The following is a 20,260-nucleotide window of genomic DNA, read 5'->3' as shown; positions in this document are numbered from 1 at the left end:
GAATTACATCGGGTCTACATCAGCAACGATACGGGCCTGCTTGAACTCCTTCTGGTCCTTCACCACGTTTATAGCCGCCAGCACTTCGGCCTTGGCCTGCTTGAGCACCGTATGCTCCCGGTCAATCTTAACCGTAATTTCCTGAAGGTAGAAGTTGCGGATGCGGAAGATATACGGCGCTTCCGGCCCCAAAACAGCTTCGCGCCCCAGCCTTTCCACCAGCTCCTGCGTAAGCAAAATAGCGGCCTGCTCAGCCAGCAGCTGATCTACGTGCTTCACCGTAAGCCGGATTACGCGCATGAAGGGCGGAAAACCGTACTCGCGGCGCTGCCCTATTTCGTACTCATAGAATTCGAGGTAGTCATTGCGGATCACCTTATCGAAGATAACCTGAGTCGGGTCGGCGGTCTGGATGATGACTTTGCCTTTTTTGCCTTTACGCCCGGCGCGGCCGCTTACCTGCACAAACATCTGGAAGGCCCGCTCGTGCGCCCGAAAATCGGGGTAGTGAATGATGCTGTCGGCATTGATAATGCCCACGAGGCTCACATTGGCGAAATCTAGGCCCTTGGTCACCATTTGCGTACCCACCAACACGTTCGTCACCTGATTCTCGAAGTCAGCAATGATTTGCTGGTATGAGTTTTTGGCGCGGGTCGTGTCTAGGTCCATGCGCTGCACGTTGGCGGCGGGCAGCATGATTTTGAGGTCGTCCTCAATCTTCTCGGTGCCAAAACCGACTGTTTTCAGAGCGCGAGAACCGCAGGCGGGACATTCCACGGGCATACGGTCGTTGTAGCCGCAGTAGTGGCAGCGTAGCTCGTGGCTGTGCTTGTGGTAGCTTAGGCTCACGGCGCAGTTCTTACACTTCGGAATCCAGCCGCAGTCGAGGCAATTGATAAAAGGGGAGTAGCCGCGGCGGTTTTGAAACAGAATTACCTGCTCCTTCAAGCCCAGCTTGCGCTCAATCTCACTCAGCAGCTCGGGCGTGAAGTGATTGTGCATCTTCTTCGCCTCGCGCTGCTTGCGCGTATCCACCAGCTCGATTTCAGGCAGGCCAGCTTCGCCAAAGCGCTTGGTAAGCTGTACTAAGCCCCAACGTCCAGCCCTAGTCTGGTAATAGGTTTCGACAGCCGGTGTAGCCGAGCCGAGCAGCGTTTTTGCTCCCTGGAAGTTGGCCATCATCAGCGCCACCTCGCGGGCGTTGTAGCGCGGTGCTGGCTCGTACTGCTTGTAGCTCGACTCGTGCTCCTCATCCACGATAATCAGCGCGAGGTTATCAAACGGCAGAAACACCGCCGAGCGCACACCCACCACCACCTGAAACCGGCCTGAGAGCACCCCGTTCCACACTTCCACCCGCTCGTTATCCGAGAATTTGGAGTGATATACGCCCAAACGCGTTCCAAATACCCGCATCAGCCGAGTCACGATCTGGGCGGTAAGGGCAATTTCGGGCAGCAGGTACAGCACCTGTCCACCACCATCCAAGGCATTACGGATAAGGTCGATGTAGATTTCGGTCTTGCCCGCGCCCGTCACGCCGTGCAAAAGCACAATGTCGCGCTGACTGAACTGGGTTAATACTTCGTCGCGGGCAGTGGTTTGGGCTTCGCTCAGCGTAAAGTGCAGCTTGGCTTCGGGCTCATCATCAAGCGGGAAGCGCGACACGATCACGTCGAACTGCTCCAGCACGCCGTTTTTGATGAGCGTATTCACCGCCGACGGCGAGAGGTGCGGGCTACTGGTCAGGGCGCTTTTCTCTAAGCCCCGATGATTGGCGTGGATATTCTGATACACCGGCACACGCTGCAAATAGCGCATCAGCACATCAAGCTGCTTGGGCCGGCCAGCTAGTTGGCCAAACAGCGTTTCCAGCGCACTTTCCTCAATAAAATGATGGGCCAGCCGCACTTTCTTCACCACTTTGGGCGAATACTTATCGGCCAGATGCTCAAACAGAAAGATGATATCCTTCTGCATCAAGGACTTAATTACCTTATGAAAGTTGCTGTTGCCAAGCAGCTCCCCAACTTCGGTAAACGTCATCGACTTACCATCCTCAGTGCTCAGCGCCGTCAGAATCTGCTGCTCCTGCTCCGAGATAGGGTAGGGGCTACCCTCGGCTATAAAAGCGGGGTGCAGCTGAATGCGCGACTCGGAGCTAAGCTTCAGCGCCGAGGGCAAGGCCGCGTTGATAACCTCGCCCAGCGTACACATATAATAGTCAGCCATCCAGCGAAATAGCTTCAACTGTGGCTGCGTCACGACGGGCGCGTCGTCGATGAATTCGAGAATGTACTTGGCCTGATACTGGGCTGGTGGAGTTTCGTGTACAGCCGCTACGATGCAGCTAAGCGTTTTTTTGGCTCCAAACTGCACAATTACCCGTCCCCCGATCACGACCTCGTCGTTCATCTCGTAGGGCACGCGGTAGGTGTACAGCTTGGGCAGGGGCAAGGGCAGGATTACGTCGGCAAACAGCGTGACGCGGTCGGTAGCCGCCGGCTCCGGCGAAACAAAATCAAAAGTGAGGCTCAACGGAAAGAATAGGCAAGGTCGGAAGGTAAAGATAACAGGAGATGCGGCGCGGACCTGCGCTTGCTCTCTGCTATTCTTAGGAATGCGGCAGTATACACACCCTATTTACTAAACCGTTATAAGGGTTAAATGCCCCAAAAAATCCCCTGCCAATTACTGCTACAGCTGCGCTAATGCCTCAGCCACAGTATGAACCGGCTGTTGGCAAGCCCGATTGAAACACACGTAAAGCGTGGTTTGACCACCAAGCGCCGGGCGCTGCTGCAATAAGGGAAGCTCGTCGGTAGGAGTGAGGCTACCTGCTAACACCACATTGGGCAAAAAGTGCTGACTCAGTTCTTTTCGGGCCTCTTCTGCCTCAGGTCCCACAATCGCAATTTCGGCCGTCGGCCGCAGGAAGGCCGCATACAAGCTAGCCCAATTGGTGAGGTGCTGCGGTTCTTTTATCATCAACTCCTGCACTTGCGCCAACATGATAGCGGCCAGTTCGCTCTGGGGTGCTTTTTCTAAGTGCAGGCCCAGCCGGTGCAGGTTGTGCGCCATGAGCGAGTTGGAGGCAGGAATGACATTGTCAAATAGCTCCTTTTTGCGGGCAATTAAGGCCTCGCCATTGGCATCAGTATAGAAGAAAAGATTCTCTGCTGGATCGAAGAAGTTTTCCTGTACATAATCAGTAAGTGCCGCGGCCTCACGCAGCCATTGGCTGTCAAAAGTGGCTTCGTACAGATTCATATATGCCTGAATGACCAAGGCATAATCTTCCAGGAATCCGGCAATTGTGGCCCGGCCCGCTTTGTAATTGCGCCACAAACCCGAACCATTGCGCAGGTTTGTTTGAATAAATTGTGCGTTGCGCAGGGCTAATTCCAGAAACGATTTATCACCGAAAGCGCGGTATGCGTTGATGAGGCCGTTGAGCATGAGAGCATTCCAGCCCGTCAGAATCTTGTCGTCGGTAGCGGGCCGCACGCGCTTGGCACGAGCCGCCATGATCTTTTTCTTCCAGCCCTCCACCAGCTCCGCAAGCACCTGGGGGGCAATTTCGTGGGCCAGTGCGAAGTCCTCGTTCGACTGGCGGCGGTGCAGGATGTTCTGCCCGTGCTCCCAGTTGCCGGCAGCCGTGCAGTTGTAGTAGGCTGAGAACATCAGCTCTTCATCACCCAGAATATCGCGTAATTCATTCTTGGTGAAGACGTAAAACTTTCCTTCTACACCTTCACTATCGGCATCCAGCGAGGAATAGAACCCGCCTTCCGGACTTGTCAGCTCCCGGCGTACGAACTCAACTGTATCATACACCACTTTCTTGTACAACTCGTCCTTCGTCGCTTGATACGCTTCAACATACAGACTGACGAGTTGCCCGTTATCATAGAGCATCTTCTCAAAGTGAGGCGCAAGCCACTCCTCATCAACCGAGTAGCGGGCAAAACCACCGCCTGCCTGATCATAAATGCCCCCCCAGGCCATTTCACGGAGGGTTCGGTTAATCTGGTCGAAGAGGTCCTGGTTGCCTGTCAGATGGTGGGCACGCAGCAGAAAGCGCCAGACGCTGGGCATTGGAAACTTGGGCGCCCGGTTCAGGCCACCCCGTTCCCGGTCAAATTTGCCCCCCAGATTATCCAGTAGCAACTCAAATTGTTTGTCCGACACCGTAGCGGCGGCTGGCCCTAAACTGTATTTAGCCAAGTCGCTGGTTTGCAGAATATTGGCAAACTGCTCTGCCGATTCATCCAGTTCAGCCCGGTGCTCCCCCTGATATGCTTGGCCGATGCTGGTGAGCAGCTGGGTCCAGTTGCGCGGTGGGAAGTAGGTGCCGCCATAGAAAGGCTTCGCATCGGGGTTTAAAAATACATTGAGCGGCCAGCCGCCTTGTACGCCCATCGCGTGTACGGCATCCATATACACCTGATCCACGTCGGGGCGCTCTTCCCGGTCTACTTTGATGCACACGAAATACTCGTTCATTATCTGCGCAATGGGCTCATTTTCAAACGACTCACGCTCCATCACGTGGCACCAGTGACAGGCGGCGTATCCAATGCTTACCAGTATCGGCTTTTGCTCGGCTCTGGCCTTTTGCAGCGCCTCCTCACCCCACGGGTACCAGTTTACCGGATTGTGCGCGTGCTGGAGTAGGTAGGGGCTGGTTTCGCGGCTAAGAAAGTTGGTATAAGCGGGCATTTGAGGGCTAGACATAGGATAAAATAGATATGATGCTTGTTAACGAAGAAACCCGGCTAAAAAGACCGGGTTTCATTTTACGTTTCAGAAGTAGGTTGGTCGGCCGAGGGTGCCGGCTTTTTGCGCGGAGGCCTTGCCCGGCGCTTGGGGGTCGTTTTAGCAGGCTTTGTTTCCGCCGTGGGGGGCATTTCCTGTGCAGGCGCTATGGGAGCGTCCAAGGCTGGCGAGCTAGGCGCGACCAACGTAAGGGAAAGTTGCTCAGGAGTTGGTGTCGGCGGCTCGCTGGCTGGCTTACGTCGGGCCGGACGAGCAGCGCGTGGCTTGCTTTCAGACTTCGCCGCAGCTGCTTTAGTAGGTTTGCGGGAAGTTTTGGCTGCTTTTATCTGCGCCGCTGTACGTCGCTTAGGCCGCGCCGATGCAGGTGTGGAAGTGACCGGCGCTGTTCCGGATTCTGCTACCTCAGAAGTAGCCTGTTCTTCCACTACAGCGGACTGAGCAGAAGCCTCAACAGTTGAGTCTGTGTAGTCAGCCGTCTCGACTGGTAAGCTGGGGGGCATCTCTACCGCCGCTTCTACTATTTCTGGTTGCTGGGAAGAATCATCAGCAGTCGGAAGTTCGTCATCTGTTGAATTGGCTAACGACGCGGCCAACTGTGCGGCCTTCTTGCGGCCACTGCGCTTAGCTCCACCCCGCGACCGACGTTTCTTCTTGAATGGGGCGGCTTCTGTCACCTCAGGTGTTTCTTCGTCACTCACTGCTTCATCCAAGGCAGGAGGAATGTAGGGCGCAGGTAAAGAAGCAACCGCAGCAGGAGTTATTATACGCTGGGGGGCATTTTCAGCCTCTCCTATATCAATACGCTCTTCTTCATCAACTTCAGGTACCGCAATTGGGTGGGGCTTAATGGGTGCTGGCAGCGAGTGAAGCTGTTTCTGCACCTCTCGAATTTCTGGCCGCACATCCACTTGGTTGCCAAGCCGTTGCAGACGAGTAAGCGTAGCTTCCAGAAACTGTCGGTGCTCGGGAGAAGCTGGGTACAGCGGACGGTGAGCCATTGCCTGGCGCACAGCATCCCACTCTTTTAGAAAGCGTCCAAAATTGCTGTCGAAATATTCGCGCGAGAAACGCTCCCAGACGTATTCTTCCGCCACTGCCGTCGGATGAATCATATCAGCGGCATAGAACCGATAATCCCGCAAATCATCCATTAGCAGCTCATACGCCGGGAAATACGTCACATCAGGCAACAGCTCGCTGAGGTAATGACAAGCCACCCGCAGTATCGATTTGCTGACCGCGTTCAGTGGCAGCGTATCCTTGATATGACGTACAGGACTCACCGTCAGCACAAAGCGCAGCTTCGGATTGCGCCGCCGCAGCAAAGCATGAGTCTCAGCTATGGCATTAATAATTTCGTCGGGAGTGAGAAGCTCTTTCTCAAACTGGTCAGCAGGCACCTTATGACAATTGCTTACTATTTCCTGCGTTTCACGCAATCGATACGCGTAAGCCGTTCCCAGAGTCAAAACAACTACATCAGCCGTTTCGAGAAACTGGCCAGTACGCTGCATAAGCTCCTGAATGTGCTGTAGTAGCTCCACGGGCGAGTCGGACCCTACCGTAGCATGCAAATCATAGCTCTGCCAGCGTCCCCGAGCCGGCACTAAGTGCTGTTGCCAATCCGTCTCCTCTCCGGCTGCTGCCCGTAGCAGTTTGCAGGCCGACAAGGGATTAAAAACGGTCCCAAACGGATTAGCAAGAGATCGTACTTTATAGTTGCTCAGGCGATTACCCAGTACATCTGAAAAGCAGGAGCCTATGGTCAGCACGCGGGCCGCGAGCGATAAGGGGGTAGGGTGAGGCGTTAGCGGTATTTCAGTACGAAACATCAGAATAATAAATGACCAGAAATGGGTCAATGGGTAAGCAACCTACTCAACTCTCCTCTTTTAGCCAAAACAGCGGTTTTCACCTCCTGTAATGCTAGCCTTCCATTCAGCCAATAGACATGGCATTTTCAAAGTTACTGTCCTTGATCAAATGAGTAAGGATGATTAATAAAAAAGCCCCCCAGCATCGCGCTGGGGGGCTTTTTTATTTAAGCGAAGCAGCTTACTCAGCTACAACATTGAAACGAACCTGATGCTTTACTTCTTTGTGCAGGTTGATAGTAGCAGTGTACTCGCCAACAGAAGTTGGCTCCTGATCAAAAGAAATACGCTTGCGGTCTACGTCGATGCCCTTGGCTTTCAACGCCTCAGCAAGCTGAAGCGTAGTCACCCGGCCGAAGATCTTACCGCTCTCGCCTACTTTGGCGCGAATGTCAAAAGCAACGTCACCAATCTGGTTGGCGATGCCCTGAGCTTCAGTCTTAATCTTTTCAGCCTTGTGCGCCGCTTGGCGTACGTTTTCAGCTACAATCTTCTTGTTAGTCTTGTCGGCTAGAATAGCCAAACCCTGCGGGAGCAGGAAGTTGCGACCATATCCAGGCTTTACCGTCACGATGTCGTTCTTGTAGCCCAGATTCTTTACGTCGTCTTTCAGAATTACTTCCATGATTTCTAAATGGCTGATTGCTAAATAGTTGATTGCTGATTGTTACTGATTGTGAAGAATAACCATTTGACAACCAACAATTTAACTTTCAACAACTGTCTATTTCAAAGAGTCGGTTACGTAGGGCATAAGAGCCAGGTGACGGGCTTTAGCCACGGCCTGAGCCACTTTGCGCTGGAATTTCAGGCTAGTGCCCGTAATGCGCCGGGGCAGCACGCGGCCCTGCTCATTTACAAACTTCAGAAGGAAGTTCGGGTCTTTGTAGTCTACGTACTTAATACCGTTCTTCTTGAAGCGGCAGTACTTTTTGCGGGTATCCTGCTTGTGGATCTTTTCGTTGGCGAGGCTCATCTTCTTGTTATTGGGCAACTGCTTCCGATTGTTTCTGGGCTTTCTGCTGATTCATTTCTCCGTTGCGGCGGCGCTCGTTATAAGCTACTGCATGCTTGTCCAGCACCGTAGTCAAAAAACGAATCACACGCTCATCGCGGCGAAATGCTAGCTCCAGCTGGTCCACTATGTTACCCGCGCCAGAGAACTCTACCAAGTGATAATACCCGGTTGATTTCTTCTGAATTGGGTAAGCAAGCTTTTTGAGGCCCCAGTTTTCAGTGTTGATAATGTCGGCGCCATTTTCCTTAAGCACCTGCGAGAACTTCTCGATCGTCTCTTGCACCTGACCTTCGTTCAGAACGGGCGTCAGGAGAAAGACCGTCTCGTAATTTCTTACTTCCATTAGACGGGATGAAAAAATTAAGTGAAAAACTAAATTAGGGGGCAAAGGTAGCTAAATCGCAGGATATCTGCATTAAACACGCTACTTATTTTTCCTCAAAACCAGAAAATCAACTTCCTGCCAAACAACTATATAGAGGTGCCAAATGAGAATTTTTATTGGAACGCTACTTACTCTAAACTAAGTAAAACCTTTCACTGGAAACAGCAGTTGGATAACTAACAGCTCACGATAATTGCCAAGCGTGCTAGTATCTTGGACTTATATCTGGCGAGTTGAGCTACAACACCTTATTTAGTGCCAAGGTGCTACGAAGTGGGTTTTTGATGGGTTTTGCTGTGTTTTCCTTTCCCAAAAATTAGAAGTATCGCTTTTGTTTCCTGCGATTCCCGACCTACATTTGTGGCCTTAAGGCACCCCTGCGTTTCTTTTCCCCAGTGAATTTGTGCTATGGATAGCATCCGACTTCGTACCCTCCCCCATTTCTTTCTTGCTCTGTTTCTGACGTTTGCCTCCGTCGGCCGTGCTTCGGCACAGGACGTTGGCTCCGCTCCGGATGTGAGTAAAGAAGGAGTGGTCCCAGGGGCTGCAGCCCAAGCTGCGCCCGCTGCCGCCGCAGGCACTACTACCGGCGACGCCGCCGCAATTGCCGCTGGCGACGCTTTATACAAAGGTAATTGTGCCCAGTGCCACGCCATCAACGAGGTTGTAGTAGGCCCCGCACTGAAGGATGTTCACAAACGCCGCCCTATTTCCTGGCTGATTCCCTGGATCAAGAATTCCAGCAAGATGGTCGCCAGCGGGGATGAGTATTCGGTTAAGATCTTTAACCAGTACCAGAAGCAGCAGATGCCCAGCTTCGCACTGACTGATGCTGAAATCACCTCTATTGTATCTTACATCGCCGCCGAGAGCGAGAAGCCGTCTCAAGTAACTGCCGGTGGTGCTACTGCCGGAAATGCTGGCCAAGTTGATGGTCAGGAAGCTGCAGGAGCAGGCGCTGCTGGTACAGGCGCGGGTCAATATGTTGATTTGCTCTTAATCGTATTAGTAGTAGTTCTGATCGTACTGGTAGTAACGCTGGTTATCATTGCCAATATTATGGGCGATGTGCTGAAAGGTCGCAAAGACCTTGATGGCCGCGACGTGGAGTTGCTTGATCAGAAGTTTGATTTCAGCAAGATCTATAAGTCTAATCTAGTACGCGGCTTGGCTGTGGGGCTTTTTGTTCTCGTAGTTCTATATGAGTCAGTACAAGGTGTAATGGCTATCGGTTTGGACCAGGGCTACCAGCCTACTCAACCCATTGCCTTTTCGCATAAACTGCATGCTGGCGAGAATCAGATCAACTGCGCCTACTGCCACACTAGCGTGTACAAAAGCAAGAGCGCTAACATCCCTTCGGCTAACATCTGTATGAACTGCCACTCGCAGATCAAAACGGAATCGCCCGAAATCAAGAAGATTTACCGTGCCATTGAGCGCAAGCAGCCTATTCAGTGGGTACGTGTACACAACCTGCCAGATCTGGCTTACTTCAACCACTCACAGCACACACAGGTAGGCGGTATTGAGTGCCAGACGTGCCACGGCCCTATTCAGAATATGGAAGTAGTGTACCAGTACTCGCCTCTAACTATGGGCTGGTGCATCAACTGCCACCGCGAGCAGCCGCTTAACACAAAGGGCAACGGTTACTATGACAACCTCGTGAAATTGCACGATGCTGCCAACCAAGGTGCCGCATTCACTGTGTCATCGAATGGTGGTACTGAGTGCTCTAAGTGCCACTATTAAGTTTGCATATAGCTTAAATGTTAGCCGATTTTCTGGTAATACATTAAGCCCAGTAACTCAAAATAATACGTCTTACTTAGAGATCCAACTGAGTTGCTCTCAGGGTTTTGAATCTCCAAGAATATAAGTCAAACAAAATGCAAGAGTCGCCCAAGTACTGGAAAGGAATCGAAGAGCTAGAGAACTCACCAGAGTTTGCAAAGAATGCTTTCAGCGAATTCGCCGATTTCCTGCCGGTGAGCGAAAAAAATAGCTCTACTGACGCCACTGTTTCTCCACGGCGTGATTTTTTGAAGCTAATGGGATTCAGCTTAGCTGCAGCCACTTTGGCTAGCTGTGAAGCACCCATTCATAAAGCAATTCCATACCTGAACAAACCCGAGGAAGTTGATCCAGGCATTGCTAACTTCTATGCTTCGACTTATTTCAACGGTGCAGATTACAACAGCGTATTAGTAAAGACTCGGGACGGTCGCCCAATTAAATTGGAGGGAAATCCGGAGTCACCAATTACGCGTGGCGGTTTGTCAGCCCGTGCTCAAGCATCCGTCTTGAGCTTATATGACAGCGCTCGTCTGCAGCATTTTGCCATCAAAGGTCAACAGGCTGACAAGGATCGCGTTGACCAAGAGATTCGCAGTAAGCTGGCAGCTACGGGGGGCAAAATTGCTATCGTATCACCAACCATTATTAGTCCTTCGACTAAAAGAGCTATTGCTGAATTTGCCTCACGCTATCCTGCTACGGAACACGTGATGTACGATTCTCAGTCGCAGTCGGCATTGATACAGGCTAATGGAGGTGTACTGCCTTCTTTCGACTTTAGCAAAGCTAACGTGATTGTAAGCCTGGGAGCCGACTTCTTAGGTACTTGGGTATCGCCAGTTGAGCATGCTCATCAGTATATCACCAATCGGAAAGTATCAAGCGACAAAAAAACGATGTCGCGTCACTTTCAGTTTGAGCCCAACCTTTCTTTAACGGGCTCTAATGCCGATGTGCGCGTACCACTGAAGCCGTCAGAAATGGGCCAGGCTACGCTGGCACTGTATAATGAGGTAGTAGGTGGCGGTGCTGCATCAACGTATAATAATGCACAACTGAAAAAGGCCGCATCCGAGCTGAAAGCTAATAGAGGACGTAGCTTAGTTGTAGCTGGCTCAAATGATGTAGCTATTCAAACGCTTGTAGCTGCTATTAACCAGTCATTAGGCAACGTAGGCGCGGCAATAGATACTGCAAATCCTTCCTTGGTACGTCAGGGAGACGATGCACGCATGATCCGTCTTGTAAATGAGATGAATGCGGGCAGCGTTGGCGCTGTGATATTCTATCATGCTAATCCTGTTTATGATCACCCGCTAGCTGCTAAGGTTAAAACGGGGATTGCTAAAGTGCCTTTAAGTATTTCTCTTAATGACCGGTTGGATGAGACAGGTAGCCTTTGTTATTACGCTGCTCCTGACCATCATTACCTAGAGTCGTGGAACGACTATGAGCCCAAGCGTGGCTCATTGAGTTTAGCTCAGCCTACGATTTCGCCATTATTTGCTACTCGTCAGGCTCAGGATAGTTTGCTGACGTGGGCTGGTAACGCCCAGAGCTACTATAATTTCTTGCGTGCCAACTGGAGAAGTATTCTGGGGGGCAATTTCCAGCAAGGTTGGGATAAGGCTGTTCATGATGGTGTTGCTGCTGGTACTCTTTCTCCTGCATCTGCGGCCCCAGTTGCTGCTGCAATTGATATTAACCAAGCAATCAGTTCAATAACCCGCGCCCCAAAAGGTGCAGGCGTTGAATTCACGCTTTATGAGAAAGTAGGCGTTGGCAACGGCTTTGAAGCCAATAACCCTTGGTTACAAGAACTACCTGATCCAATATCTAAAGCTACTTGGGGTAACTATGTAGCCGTACCACGGGATATGGCCGTAGCGAATGAGTGGGAGCAAGGTGATGTAGTTAAAATCACCGCTAACGGCACATCTATTGAACTTCCTGTTCTCATTCAGCCCGGTCAAGCAAAAGGATCGGTTAGTATTGCTGTCGGCTATGGCCGGGAGTTGGCTGGAAAAGTAGGGAGCAAAGTGGGAGCAAACGCTTACCCACTAGCCACCGTGCGCGGCAACTCATTGCAGTATAATGGCATTGCTACGCTGGAGAAGACCGATGCAAAGTCCCCTATAGCTCAGACGCAAACGCATCATACGGTCATGGATCGTAAGCCAGTAGTACAGGAAGCTACTTTGGCTGAGTATATTAAGAACCCGAAAGAGGTCACTGAATACGACAAAATCGCCACTCCTGATGGTTTAGAGAAGCCGAATAAAGTCTCTTTATGGCAGGATTACGAGTACAAAAACCATCACTGGGGTATGGTCATCGACCTGAACTCCTGTATCGGCTGTGGGGCGTGCGTGATCGGTTGCCAAGTAGAGAACAACATAGCAGTAGTAGGCAAGCAAGAAGTAATTAATCGTCGTGAGATGCATTGGTTGCGTATTGACCGCTACTATAGCTCAGATACAACCAAAGAGGATTTTGCGGAAAAAGGTAAGCTAGACACTTATGCAGCAATGGAGGATCCATCGGAAAACCCGAGTGTGATCTTCGAGCCAATGCTATGCCAGCACTGCAATCATGCTCCTTGCGAGACGGTTTGCCCAGTGCTAGCTACAACGCACAGCAGCGAAGGCTTAAATCAGATGACCTACAACCGTTGTGTAGGGACTCGCTACTGCGCTAATAACTGCCCTTACAAAGTGCGGCGCTTTAACTGGTTCTCTTACTACACAAACGAAAAGTTTGAAGCAGTGAACGGTCATATGTTCACTGACCTTGGTCGCATGGTTCTGAACCCCGATGTAACCGTACGGGCACGCGGTGTAATGGAGAAGTGCAGCTTCTGTGTACAGCGGATTCAGCTTGCTAAGCTTGAAGCTAAAAAAGAGCGTCGTCGTCCGGTGGATGGTGAAGTAGTAACTGCTTGCGCTCAATCTTGTCCTACTCAAGCTATCATCTTTGGTGACTTACGTGATCCAAATTCACGTGTATCACAAGTTACTCGTCGTGAGGATGGGGAGCGTGGCTTCCACGTACTCGATGCCATTAACGTGCAGCCAAACATCACGTATCTGACTAAGATTCGTAATGTGGAGCCAAACAAAGAGCTAACAGTCTAGAAACAGCGAAGGGACAAGGGATTATATCACTGGTAAAATAGCTCGTCTCGCCACTTTTTACATTCAATATTATGCAGCACGTATCGCCAGTAAGAGAGCCGCTCGTTACGGGGGGCAAAACTTACCACGACATCACGCAGGACGTGTGCCGCCAAGTGGAAGCTAAGCCAAACATCCGGTGGATGGCAGCTCTGAGCGTGGCGCTCTTTTTTCTAGGTATCTTTTTCTATTCTGTATACCGCACCTTATGGTATGGTATAGGAGAATGGGGCCTGAATAAAACAGTTGGCTGGGCTTGGGACATCACCAACTTTGTATGGTGGGTAGGCATCGGCCACGCTGGCACCCTGATTTCAGCTGTATTGTTACTATTCCGTCAGAAATGGCGGAGTTCGATTAACCGCGCAGCCGAGGCAATGACCATCTTCGCTGTAATATGTGCGGCCATGTTCCCAGTATTACACATGGGCCGCCCTTGGTTAGCTTATTGGGTATTCCCATTCCAGAACACTTTCGGTTCTCTATGGGTAAACTTTAACTCTCCTCTTCTGTGGGACGTTTTTGCTATATCCACATATTTCTCCGTTTCACTGGTTTTCTGGTATATCGGTCTCATTCCCGATTTTGCTACAATTCGTGATCGGGCTAAAGGACCTATAGCTAAGCGCGCTTATGCGTTGCTAAGCTTTGGTTGGAAGGGATCGGCTAAAGCTTGGTCACGTTATGAGACTGTGTCTCTGATATTAGCAGGTGTTGCTACGCCTTTGGTACTCTCAGTACACACTATTGTATCAATGGACTTTGCCACCTCTGTAGTACCAGGTTGGCACACTACTATTTTTCCTCCTTACTTCGTTGCAGGAGCCATTTTCTCGGGCTTTGCAATGGTGTTAACACTGATGCTGATCACGCGAGTAGTATTTAAGCTTGAAGATTATATTACAATAGAACACATCGCTCTCATGAATAAAATCATGATGATCACAGGTTCCATTGTAGGTGTTGCATATATCACTGAATTCTTCATCGCTTGGTATTCACAAGTTGAATTCGAACAATATGCATTTATCAACCGGGCTACAGGACCGTATTGGTGGGCATATGCATCTATGATGACTTGCAACGTAATTACACCTCAGTTGGTATGGTTCCGTCGCATCCGTTACAGCATTCCGGCAACGTTCATTCTTTCTATTATCGTGAACATCGGTATGTGGTTCGAGCGCTTCGTAATCATTGTTACGTCTCTACACCGTGATTATTTGCCTTCAAGCTGGGTGATGTTCTCTCCAACATGGGTTGATATTGGAATTTATGTAGGTACGCTAGGCTTGTTCTTTACTCTTTTCCTTCTCTTCGCTAAATTCTTCCCAGTAGTGAATATGGCTGAAGTAAAGACTATTCTTAAGTATGGGGTTGATAATGGCCCAACCTACACTGGTCATCATGGTCATGCCCACCAAGTTGCTCCAGCTCATCAACCCGTTGCACCTGCAATACCAGCTTCAGCTCCCGTAAACTATAACAAGCATGACTAAGCGCTTCGCCCTCGGAATCTTTGACGACGAGGACGTGCTATTGCACGCCATCGAGAACATCCGCGCCGCTGGGGTTAAGATCCACGATGTGTTCTCTCCTTACCCTGTTCATGGTATTGACGACGCTCTCGGAATTGAGCGCTCACGCTTACCAATTGCAGCATTCTTCTTTGGTCTGACAGGCTTATCATTTGCTCTGTGGATGCAGATTTATATGCTGGGTTTCGACTGGCCAATGATCATTGGTGGCAAACCTCACATCGCTTTACCAGCATTTATTCCTGTGAGCTTTGAAATGACAGTTCTTTTCTGTGCCCACGGCATGGTACTTACCTTCTTCACAATTAGTAAACTATATCCACGTTGGAAGGTGCCAGTGATGGACGTGCGTGCTACAGACGATAAGTTTGTAATGGCAATAGAATTAAAGGATGATGCTTCTGAATTGAGCCGCTTAACTCAATTACTCCGTGAAAACGGTGCGTCAGAAGTCAACGAAAAAGAAATGACCCAGAAATAATGATGCACTGGCTGAAAGTAAGTCTTCAGGGGTCTACGATGCTCTTTGCTGCAGTATTAGCTACTAGCTGCAATCGTGCTGATGTTCCGGCTATCCAATATGCCCCCGAAATGTATGAGCCCATTCCATATGAAGCGCTCAAACAAACAAACGTCAATGTAATTAACCCAATGGGTACCAACCAACGTGTTCCAGTTGTAGGAACCGTTCCATTGGGTAAACTAGATTACTACACACATATACCTAAGGATAGTGTTGGTATTGCGGAACGCGTGTTACGTAATCCTTATCCTTATTCAAAGGCTAACCTAGAAGAAGGAAAAGCACTCTATACTAGAGTTTGCTCTCATTGCCATGGTGAAGACGGAAAAGGCCAGGGCCCTGTAGGCATTAAGTTTAAGGGTGTGCCGAGTTACTCTGCAGGCGCTTACAAAACAATGAATGATGGGCATATTTATCATGTCATTCAATGGGGACGTAACCGCATGATGCCACATGGCTCCATTGTTAATCCTGAAGAACGTTGGAAAATAGCCATGTACGTTCGTGTACTACAACAAGGTGAAGGCCCTGATGGGTTAGCCAAATTAGTAGACATTAGTCAAGATTCAACTGAGATGACTGATCGTGCTAACCAAAGTCCAATAGAAGAGGCTCAGGCTGACAAAGCATCGAAGACCCCAGGACAAGGTGGTACAGAAGCAAGAAACGGAACGGCGAACCAATAAATATGGCAACTCTGACGCACCAAGACAGTGTTACGGCTGAACATTTACAACTGCCGCCTAGCACTCGTAAAAAATTTATTGCAATAATTGCGGCGGGCATTATCCTGTTGATAATTGGAGCAGTATTAGCTGCTCTAGGAATAGGAGAGGAGCATAGTGCTGCTGCTGGGCATGAAGCTGGGACTGGTGCAGGAGCATCTGCTGAACATCACGAAGGAAGCCCTGTCTGGGTTAAGCGAATCCTTGTTAGCCTATGGCATAGCAATGTTTACTTCATTGGTATTGCTGTGATCGGCACATTCTTCGTCGCACTACAATATGTAGCTTATGCTGGTTGGTCAGTACTAATCAAACGTATTTCTGAGGCATTGAGTGCATGGCTGCTACCTGGCGCTATCATTATGCTTATTGTGTTCTTTGTTGGTCGTCACGACCTGTTTCATTGGACGCATGATGGTATTATGACCCCTGGTCATGAAAATTACGATGCTATTGTTGCTGGCAAAAGCGGCTTCTTGAACCTGCCATTCTATGTTATCCGAATGGTCATATACTTAGGTATTTGGTGGTTCTTCTCTGAAAAACTTAGAAAACTTTCGATTGAAGAAGACCTAAATGGCGGAACAGAATATTTCCACAAAAGCATTAATGTCGGTGCTTTATTTCTAGTTCTATTCGCTGTTTCTTCATCCATGGCAGCCTGGGACTGGGTTATGTCAATCGATGTACATTGGTTTAGTACAATGTTTGGGTGGTACGTATTCGCAAGCTGGTGGGTATCTGGATTGGCAGCTGTAACACTTACCGCTATCTACTTAAAGCAAGCCGGTTACTTACGATTTCTGAATGCCAACCATTTACATGATCTAGGCAAGTTCATGTTTGGCTTTAGTATCTTCTGGACATATATCTGGTTCTCACAATTCATGTTGATATGGTATGCCAACCTGCCAGAAGAGGCTGTTTACTTCAATCAGCGCTTGGGGGGCTTTAATGGCCATTACACTTGGATCTTCTATTTCAATTTGATTATCAACTTTGCTTTCCCATTTCTGGTGATGATGACACGGGATGCAAAGCGTCAAATGATCATGCTGAAAATTGTATGCATTGCCATCCTGATAGGTCATTGGTTTGATTTCTACTTGATGATAATGCCTGCAACTATGAAAGGTGAAAGCGGGTTTGTAATTGAAATAGGCATCGCACTGATCTTTTTGGGCTCTTTCCTGTTGTTGTTTACGAAGCGTTTGACTCAGGCTTCGTTGGTGCCTGTGAATCACCCTTTCCTCGATGAAAGTGTGCACCACACGACCTAAAATTGATTTGAGTGTTGGGTGATAAATCACCTATGTAAATAGTGTCATCGCTGTTTACACATTCAAAAATGCTGTACTCACATCTATCCCTAGATAATGATTGCTCTTGGTATCTTACTGGTATTGGTGCTGCTTCTGGTCGTATTCGGCTTGTTGTTCCGCCTCCAGATCCTTACTTCCATCTTTTCTGGTAGCCTGACCCGCGAAATCGGTATGAGCAACCGCGTTAATGCCATCCTAATGATCGTCTTCATGGTGGTCGGCGGAGGCGCTTTCGCTTGGTCGTTCATCGACAACTACGCCAAGATGAATCCTCCTATTGCATCCATTCATGGGTATGCGGTGGAAAATATGTTTTGGACTACGATGATCATTTTGGGCGTAGCGTTTACACTTACCCATCTTATGTTGTTCATCTTCTCATATCGCTATCAGCATAAGGATGGACGGAGAGCCTTTTTCTTTTCTCACAATAACAAGATTGAGATTATCTGGACACTGATTCCGGCCATCGTAATGGCTAGCCTCGTGTTTGCAGGTTGGAAAGAGTGGACTAAAATTACCGGTCCGGCTCCTAAGGATGCCATTGTACTTGAAGTAATGGGCAAGCAGTTCAACTGGCTGGTACGCTATCCTGGACGTGATCAGAAATTAGGTGTTGTTAACTATCGCCTGATTGATGCTACAAACGAGTTCGGATTCGACTTGAATGACAATAATGCCATGGACGATTTTACTGTAAATGAAATCCATGTGCCGAAGGGCCATCCTGTGCTGTTAAAGATTCGCTCACGCGATGTACTACATGGAGTTTATATGCCAAACTTCCGGGTTCAGATGTACGCAGTACCGGGTATGCCAACCAAGTTTTGGTTTACTCCTACGAAGACAACGGATGAGATGCGTGCTCAGTTGGGGAATCCAAAATTCAATTATGAGTTAGCATGTTCCCAGATCTGTGGTCGTGGTCACTTTGCTATGAAAGCAATCATAGTTGTAGATGAGCCTGACGATTATGTAGCTTGGTTTGCTCAGCAAAAGTCATTCGCAGAGCAGAATCCTGATGTTTTAGCTAGCTTCAAACAGAAGTCAGATAAACTTGTTAAAAGCAAGAATACTGATGCTGCCGCTGTCATGAATCAGACTACCAAAGCTTCGCTTTAACTTACCTTATAACGCACGCTCCACTGTATGGCTGCTAATATTCCCACCAACGCTCCAGTGCATGGAATGCCCGTAGTGCCTCATATTGAGCACGACGAGCATATGCATCATGATGAGCATCACGAGCAAAGCTTCCTGACTAAATATATTTTCAGTCAGGATCATAAAGTAATTGCTAAGCAGTTTCTTATAACTGGTATTTTCTGGGCCATTTTGGGAGGAGCGCTTTCTAGTCTCTTCCGGATTCAATTAGGCTGGCCGGAGTCAACTATGTCATGGCTAACACCTGTACTTGGCAAATGGGTTGAAGCTGGTAAGCTCAATCCAGAATTTTATCTAGCACTTGTTACGATGCACGGCACTATCATGGTGTTCTTTGTGCTAACTGCTGGATTGAGTGGTACATTTTCCAACTTCCTGATCCCATTGCAGATTGGAGCGCGTGATATGGCTTCAGGGTTCATGAACATGCTATCGTACTGGTTTTTCTTCGCTTCCAGTATTATCATGTTTATCTCAATTTTTCTTGAGACAGGGCCTGCTTCCGCTGGTTGGACAATCTATCCCCCATTGAGTGCATTGCCTCAGGCAATTCCAGGTTCAGGAGCTGGTATGACGCTTTGGCTTGTGAGTATGGCGTTGTTCATCATATCTCAGTTGCTGGGTGGGGTTAACTATATTACTACAGTGATTAACCTGCGGACTCGTGGAATGTCGATGTCCAAGCTGCCGCTTACGATTTGGTCATTCTTTTTGACAGCGGTATTAGGGTTGCTTTCATTCCCCGTTCTGTTTTCAGCAGCTCTATTGCTGATTTTTGACCGCTCGTTTGGCACTAGTTTCTTTTTGTCGGATATATACATTGCTGGTCAGGCACTAAGCAACACTGGTGGTAGCCCTATTCTGTTCCAGCACTTGTTCTGGTTCTTGGGTCACCCAGAGGTGTACATCGTTATCATGCCTGCCATGGGTATGGTTTCAGAGATTCTTGCAACCAATTCACGTAAGCCTATTTTCGGTTACCGTGCTATGATTGGCTCGTTGCTAGGTATCTCTCTGCTGTCATTTGTAGTATGGGCCCACCATATGTTTGTGACGGGCATGAACCCGTTCTTAGGGTCAGTATTCATGTTCTTGACATTGATTATTGCTGTACCATCCGGTGTAAAAGTGTTCAATTGGCTGGCTACGTTGTGGAGAGGTAATATTCGCTTCACTACGGCTATGTTGTTTTCCATTGGCTTCGTATCGTTGTTTATCTCAGGTGGTTTGACCGGAATTATTCTGGGTAATGCTGCTCTGGATATTCAGATGCACAACACATATTTTGTAGTAGCTCACTTTCACCTTGTAATGGGTAGCTCAGCATTCTTTGGCCTGTTTGCAGGTGTGTATCACTGGTTCCCAAAAATGTTTGGACGCATGCTTGACGAGAAGCTGGGCTACGTTCACTTTTGGCTCACCTTCATTGGCGTATACTTGGTATTCATGCCGATGCACTACGTTGGTATCGCAGGTTTCCCACGTCGCTATTACGCCTTCACAGGATTTGATAGCTTCAGCCAATTTGCTGACTTAAATAAGTTCATCTCAGCTGCTGCCATCTTTGCTTTCATTGGTCAGTTCGTATTCATCTTTAACTTCTTTTATAGCATCTGGCGTGGCCGCCGTGCTACGGAGAACCCGTGGAATTCGAACACCTTGGAGTGGACTACTCCAATCAATCCTGGTCATGGCAACTGGCCCGGCGCTATTCCCGCAGTACACCGCTGGCCTTATGATTATAGCAAGCCTGGCGCTGAGAAAGACTTTATTCCCCAGAACGTACCGTATTCACAGACGCAGTCGTCTAACCTGCCGAATGAGCGGGAGATGGCGGAATAATTGCCCCCAGTAAAAGAGAAAGAGCCGCTGTATTTACGGCGGCTCTTTTTTATTAGAAGGGAAGTTCAGTGTCGGCTGGTCGACCTGAATTTCCCTTCTTTTTTGGGCAAAAAC

The 20,260-nt window shown here is 49.0% G+C and carries 14 protein-coding genes; 8 read left to right on the top strand and 6 right to left on the bottom strand.

From position 1 onward, the window contains the following. Positions 1 to 3: 3 nt before the first annotated feature. The 6 genes from priA to rpsF form a co-directional block, all read right to left on the bottom strand. The gene (priA, locus tag IEW06_RS00650) at positions 4 to 2,541 is read right to left on the bottom strand and encodes a replication restart helicase PriA (RefSeq protein WP_187731223.1); all 2,538 of its coding nucleotides are present in this window, start codon (positions 2,539 to 2,541) and stop codon (positions 4 to 6) included. Between the two features lie 159 nt (positions 2,542 to 2,700). Then, on the bottom strand, positions 2,701 to 4,740 hold the full coding sequence (locus tag IEW06_RS00645) for a thioredoxin domain-containing protein (protein WP_229743019.1): 2,040 nt from the start codon (positions 4,738 to 4,740) through the stop codon (positions 2,701 to 2,703). Between the two features lie 62 nt (positions 4,741 to 4,802). Next, positions 4,803 to 6,614, bottom strand: coding sequence for a GSCFA domain-containing protein (locus tag IEW06_RS00640; protein WP_188547164.1), 1,812 nt, complete (start codon positions 6,612 to 6,614; stop codon positions 4,803 to 4,805). A 223-nt stretch (positions 6,615 to 6,837) separates the two neighbouring features. After that, entirely contained in the window at positions 6,838 to 7,281 is a 444-nt protein-coding gene (rplI, locus tag IEW06_RS00635) for a 50S ribosomal protein L9 (protein WP_187731225.1), read from the bottom strand. 99 nt (positions 7,282 to 7,380) lie between these two features. Beyond that, entirely contained in the window at positions 7,381 to 7,632 is a 252-nt protein-coding gene (gene rpsR / locus IEW06_RS00630; protein WP_086593116.1) for a 30S ribosomal protein S18, read from the bottom strand. Positions 7,633 to 7,639: 7 nt separating this feature from the next. After that, on the bottom strand, positions 7,640 to 8,017 hold the full coding sequence (rpsF, locus tag IEW06_RS00625; protein ID WP_187731226.1) for a 30S ribosomal protein S6: 378 nt from the start codon (positions 8,015 to 8,017) through the stop codon (positions 7,640 to 7,642). A gap of 450 nt (positions 8,018 to 8,467) precedes the next feature. Between rpsF and IEW06_RS00620 the strand changes: the two genes are divergently transcribed. The 8 genes from IEW06_RS00620 to IEW06_RS00585 all read left to right on the top strand — a co-directional run bounded on the left by IEW06_RS00620 (position 8,468) and on the right by IEW06_RS00585 (position 20,146). Beyond that, positions 8,468 to 9,814 carry a c-type cytochrome gene (locus tag IEW06_RS00620; protein ID WP_187731227.1) on the top strand — a complete coding sequence of 449 codons (1,347 nt, stop codon included), beginning with the start codon at positions 8,468 to 8,470 and terminating at the stop codon, positions 9,812 to 9,814. 137 nt (positions 9,815 to 9,951) lie between these two features. Next, a complete protein-coding gene (locus IEW06_RS00615) occupies positions 9,952 to 12,993 on the top strand; it encodes a TAT-variant-translocated molybdopterin oxidoreductase (protein ID WP_188547917.1) in 3,042 nt (1,013 codons plus the stop codon). 71 nt (positions 12,994 to 13,064) lie between these two features. Continuing rightward, positions 13,065 to 14,531, top strand: coding sequence for an NrfD/PsrC family molybdoenzyme membrane anchor subunit (gene nrfD, locus IEW06_RS00610; protein ID WP_223284394.1), 1,467 nt, complete (start codon positions 13,065 to 13,067; stop codon positions 14,529 to 14,531). Then, positions 14,524 to 15,051, top strand: a complete 528-nt coding sequence (locus IEW06_RS00605; protein ID WP_187310172.1) for a DUF3341 domain-containing protein — start codon at positions 14,524 to 14,526, stop codon at positions 15,049 to 15,051. The genes nrfD and IEW06_RS00605 overlap by 8 nt, the downstream gene beginning before the upstream one ends. Beyond that, complete coding sequence (locus tag IEW06_RS00600) at positions 15,051 to 15,779, top strand: c-type cytochrome (RefSeq protein ID WP_187731228.1); 729 nt, start codon at positions 15,051 to 15,053, stop codon at positions 15,777 to 15,779. Before IEW06_RS00605 ends, IEW06_RS00600 begins: the two co-directional genes overlap by 1 nt. A gap of 2 nt (positions 15,780 to 15,781) precedes the next feature. Then, the gene (locus IEW06_RS00595) at positions 15,782 to 17,098 is read left to right on the top strand and encodes a quinol:cytochrome C oxidoreductase (protein WP_229743018.1); all 1,317 of its coding nucleotides are present in this window, start codon (positions 15,782 to 15,784) and stop codon (positions 17,096 to 17,098) included. Positions 17,099 to 17,194: 96 nt separating this feature from the next. After that, positions 17,195 to 18,262 carry a cytochrome c oxidase subunit II gene (locus IEW06_RS00590; protein ID WP_187731229.1) on the top strand — a complete coding sequence of 356 codons (1,068 nt, stop codon included), beginning with the start codon at positions 17,195 to 17,197 and terminating at the stop codon, positions 18,260 to 18,262. A 66-nt stretch (positions 18,263 to 18,328) separates the two neighbouring features. After that, positions 18,329 to 20,146 (top strand): cytochrome c oxidase subunit I, encoded by a 1,818-nt coding sequence (locus IEW06_RS00585; protein WP_187734257.1) that lies wholly within the window; start codon positions 18,329 to 18,331, stop codon positions 20,144 to 20,146. The last annotated feature ends 114 nt before the right edge of the window (positions 20,147 to 20,260 follow it).

Origin of the sequence: Hymenobacter qilianensis, assembly GCF_014638675.1 — a bacterium.
GTDB classification, from domain to species: Bacteria; Bacteroidota; Bacteroidia; order Cytophagales; family Hymenobacteraceae; genus Hymenobacter; species Hymenobacter qilianensis.
This window is presented reverse-complemented; position numbering and strand designations above follow the sequence as displayed.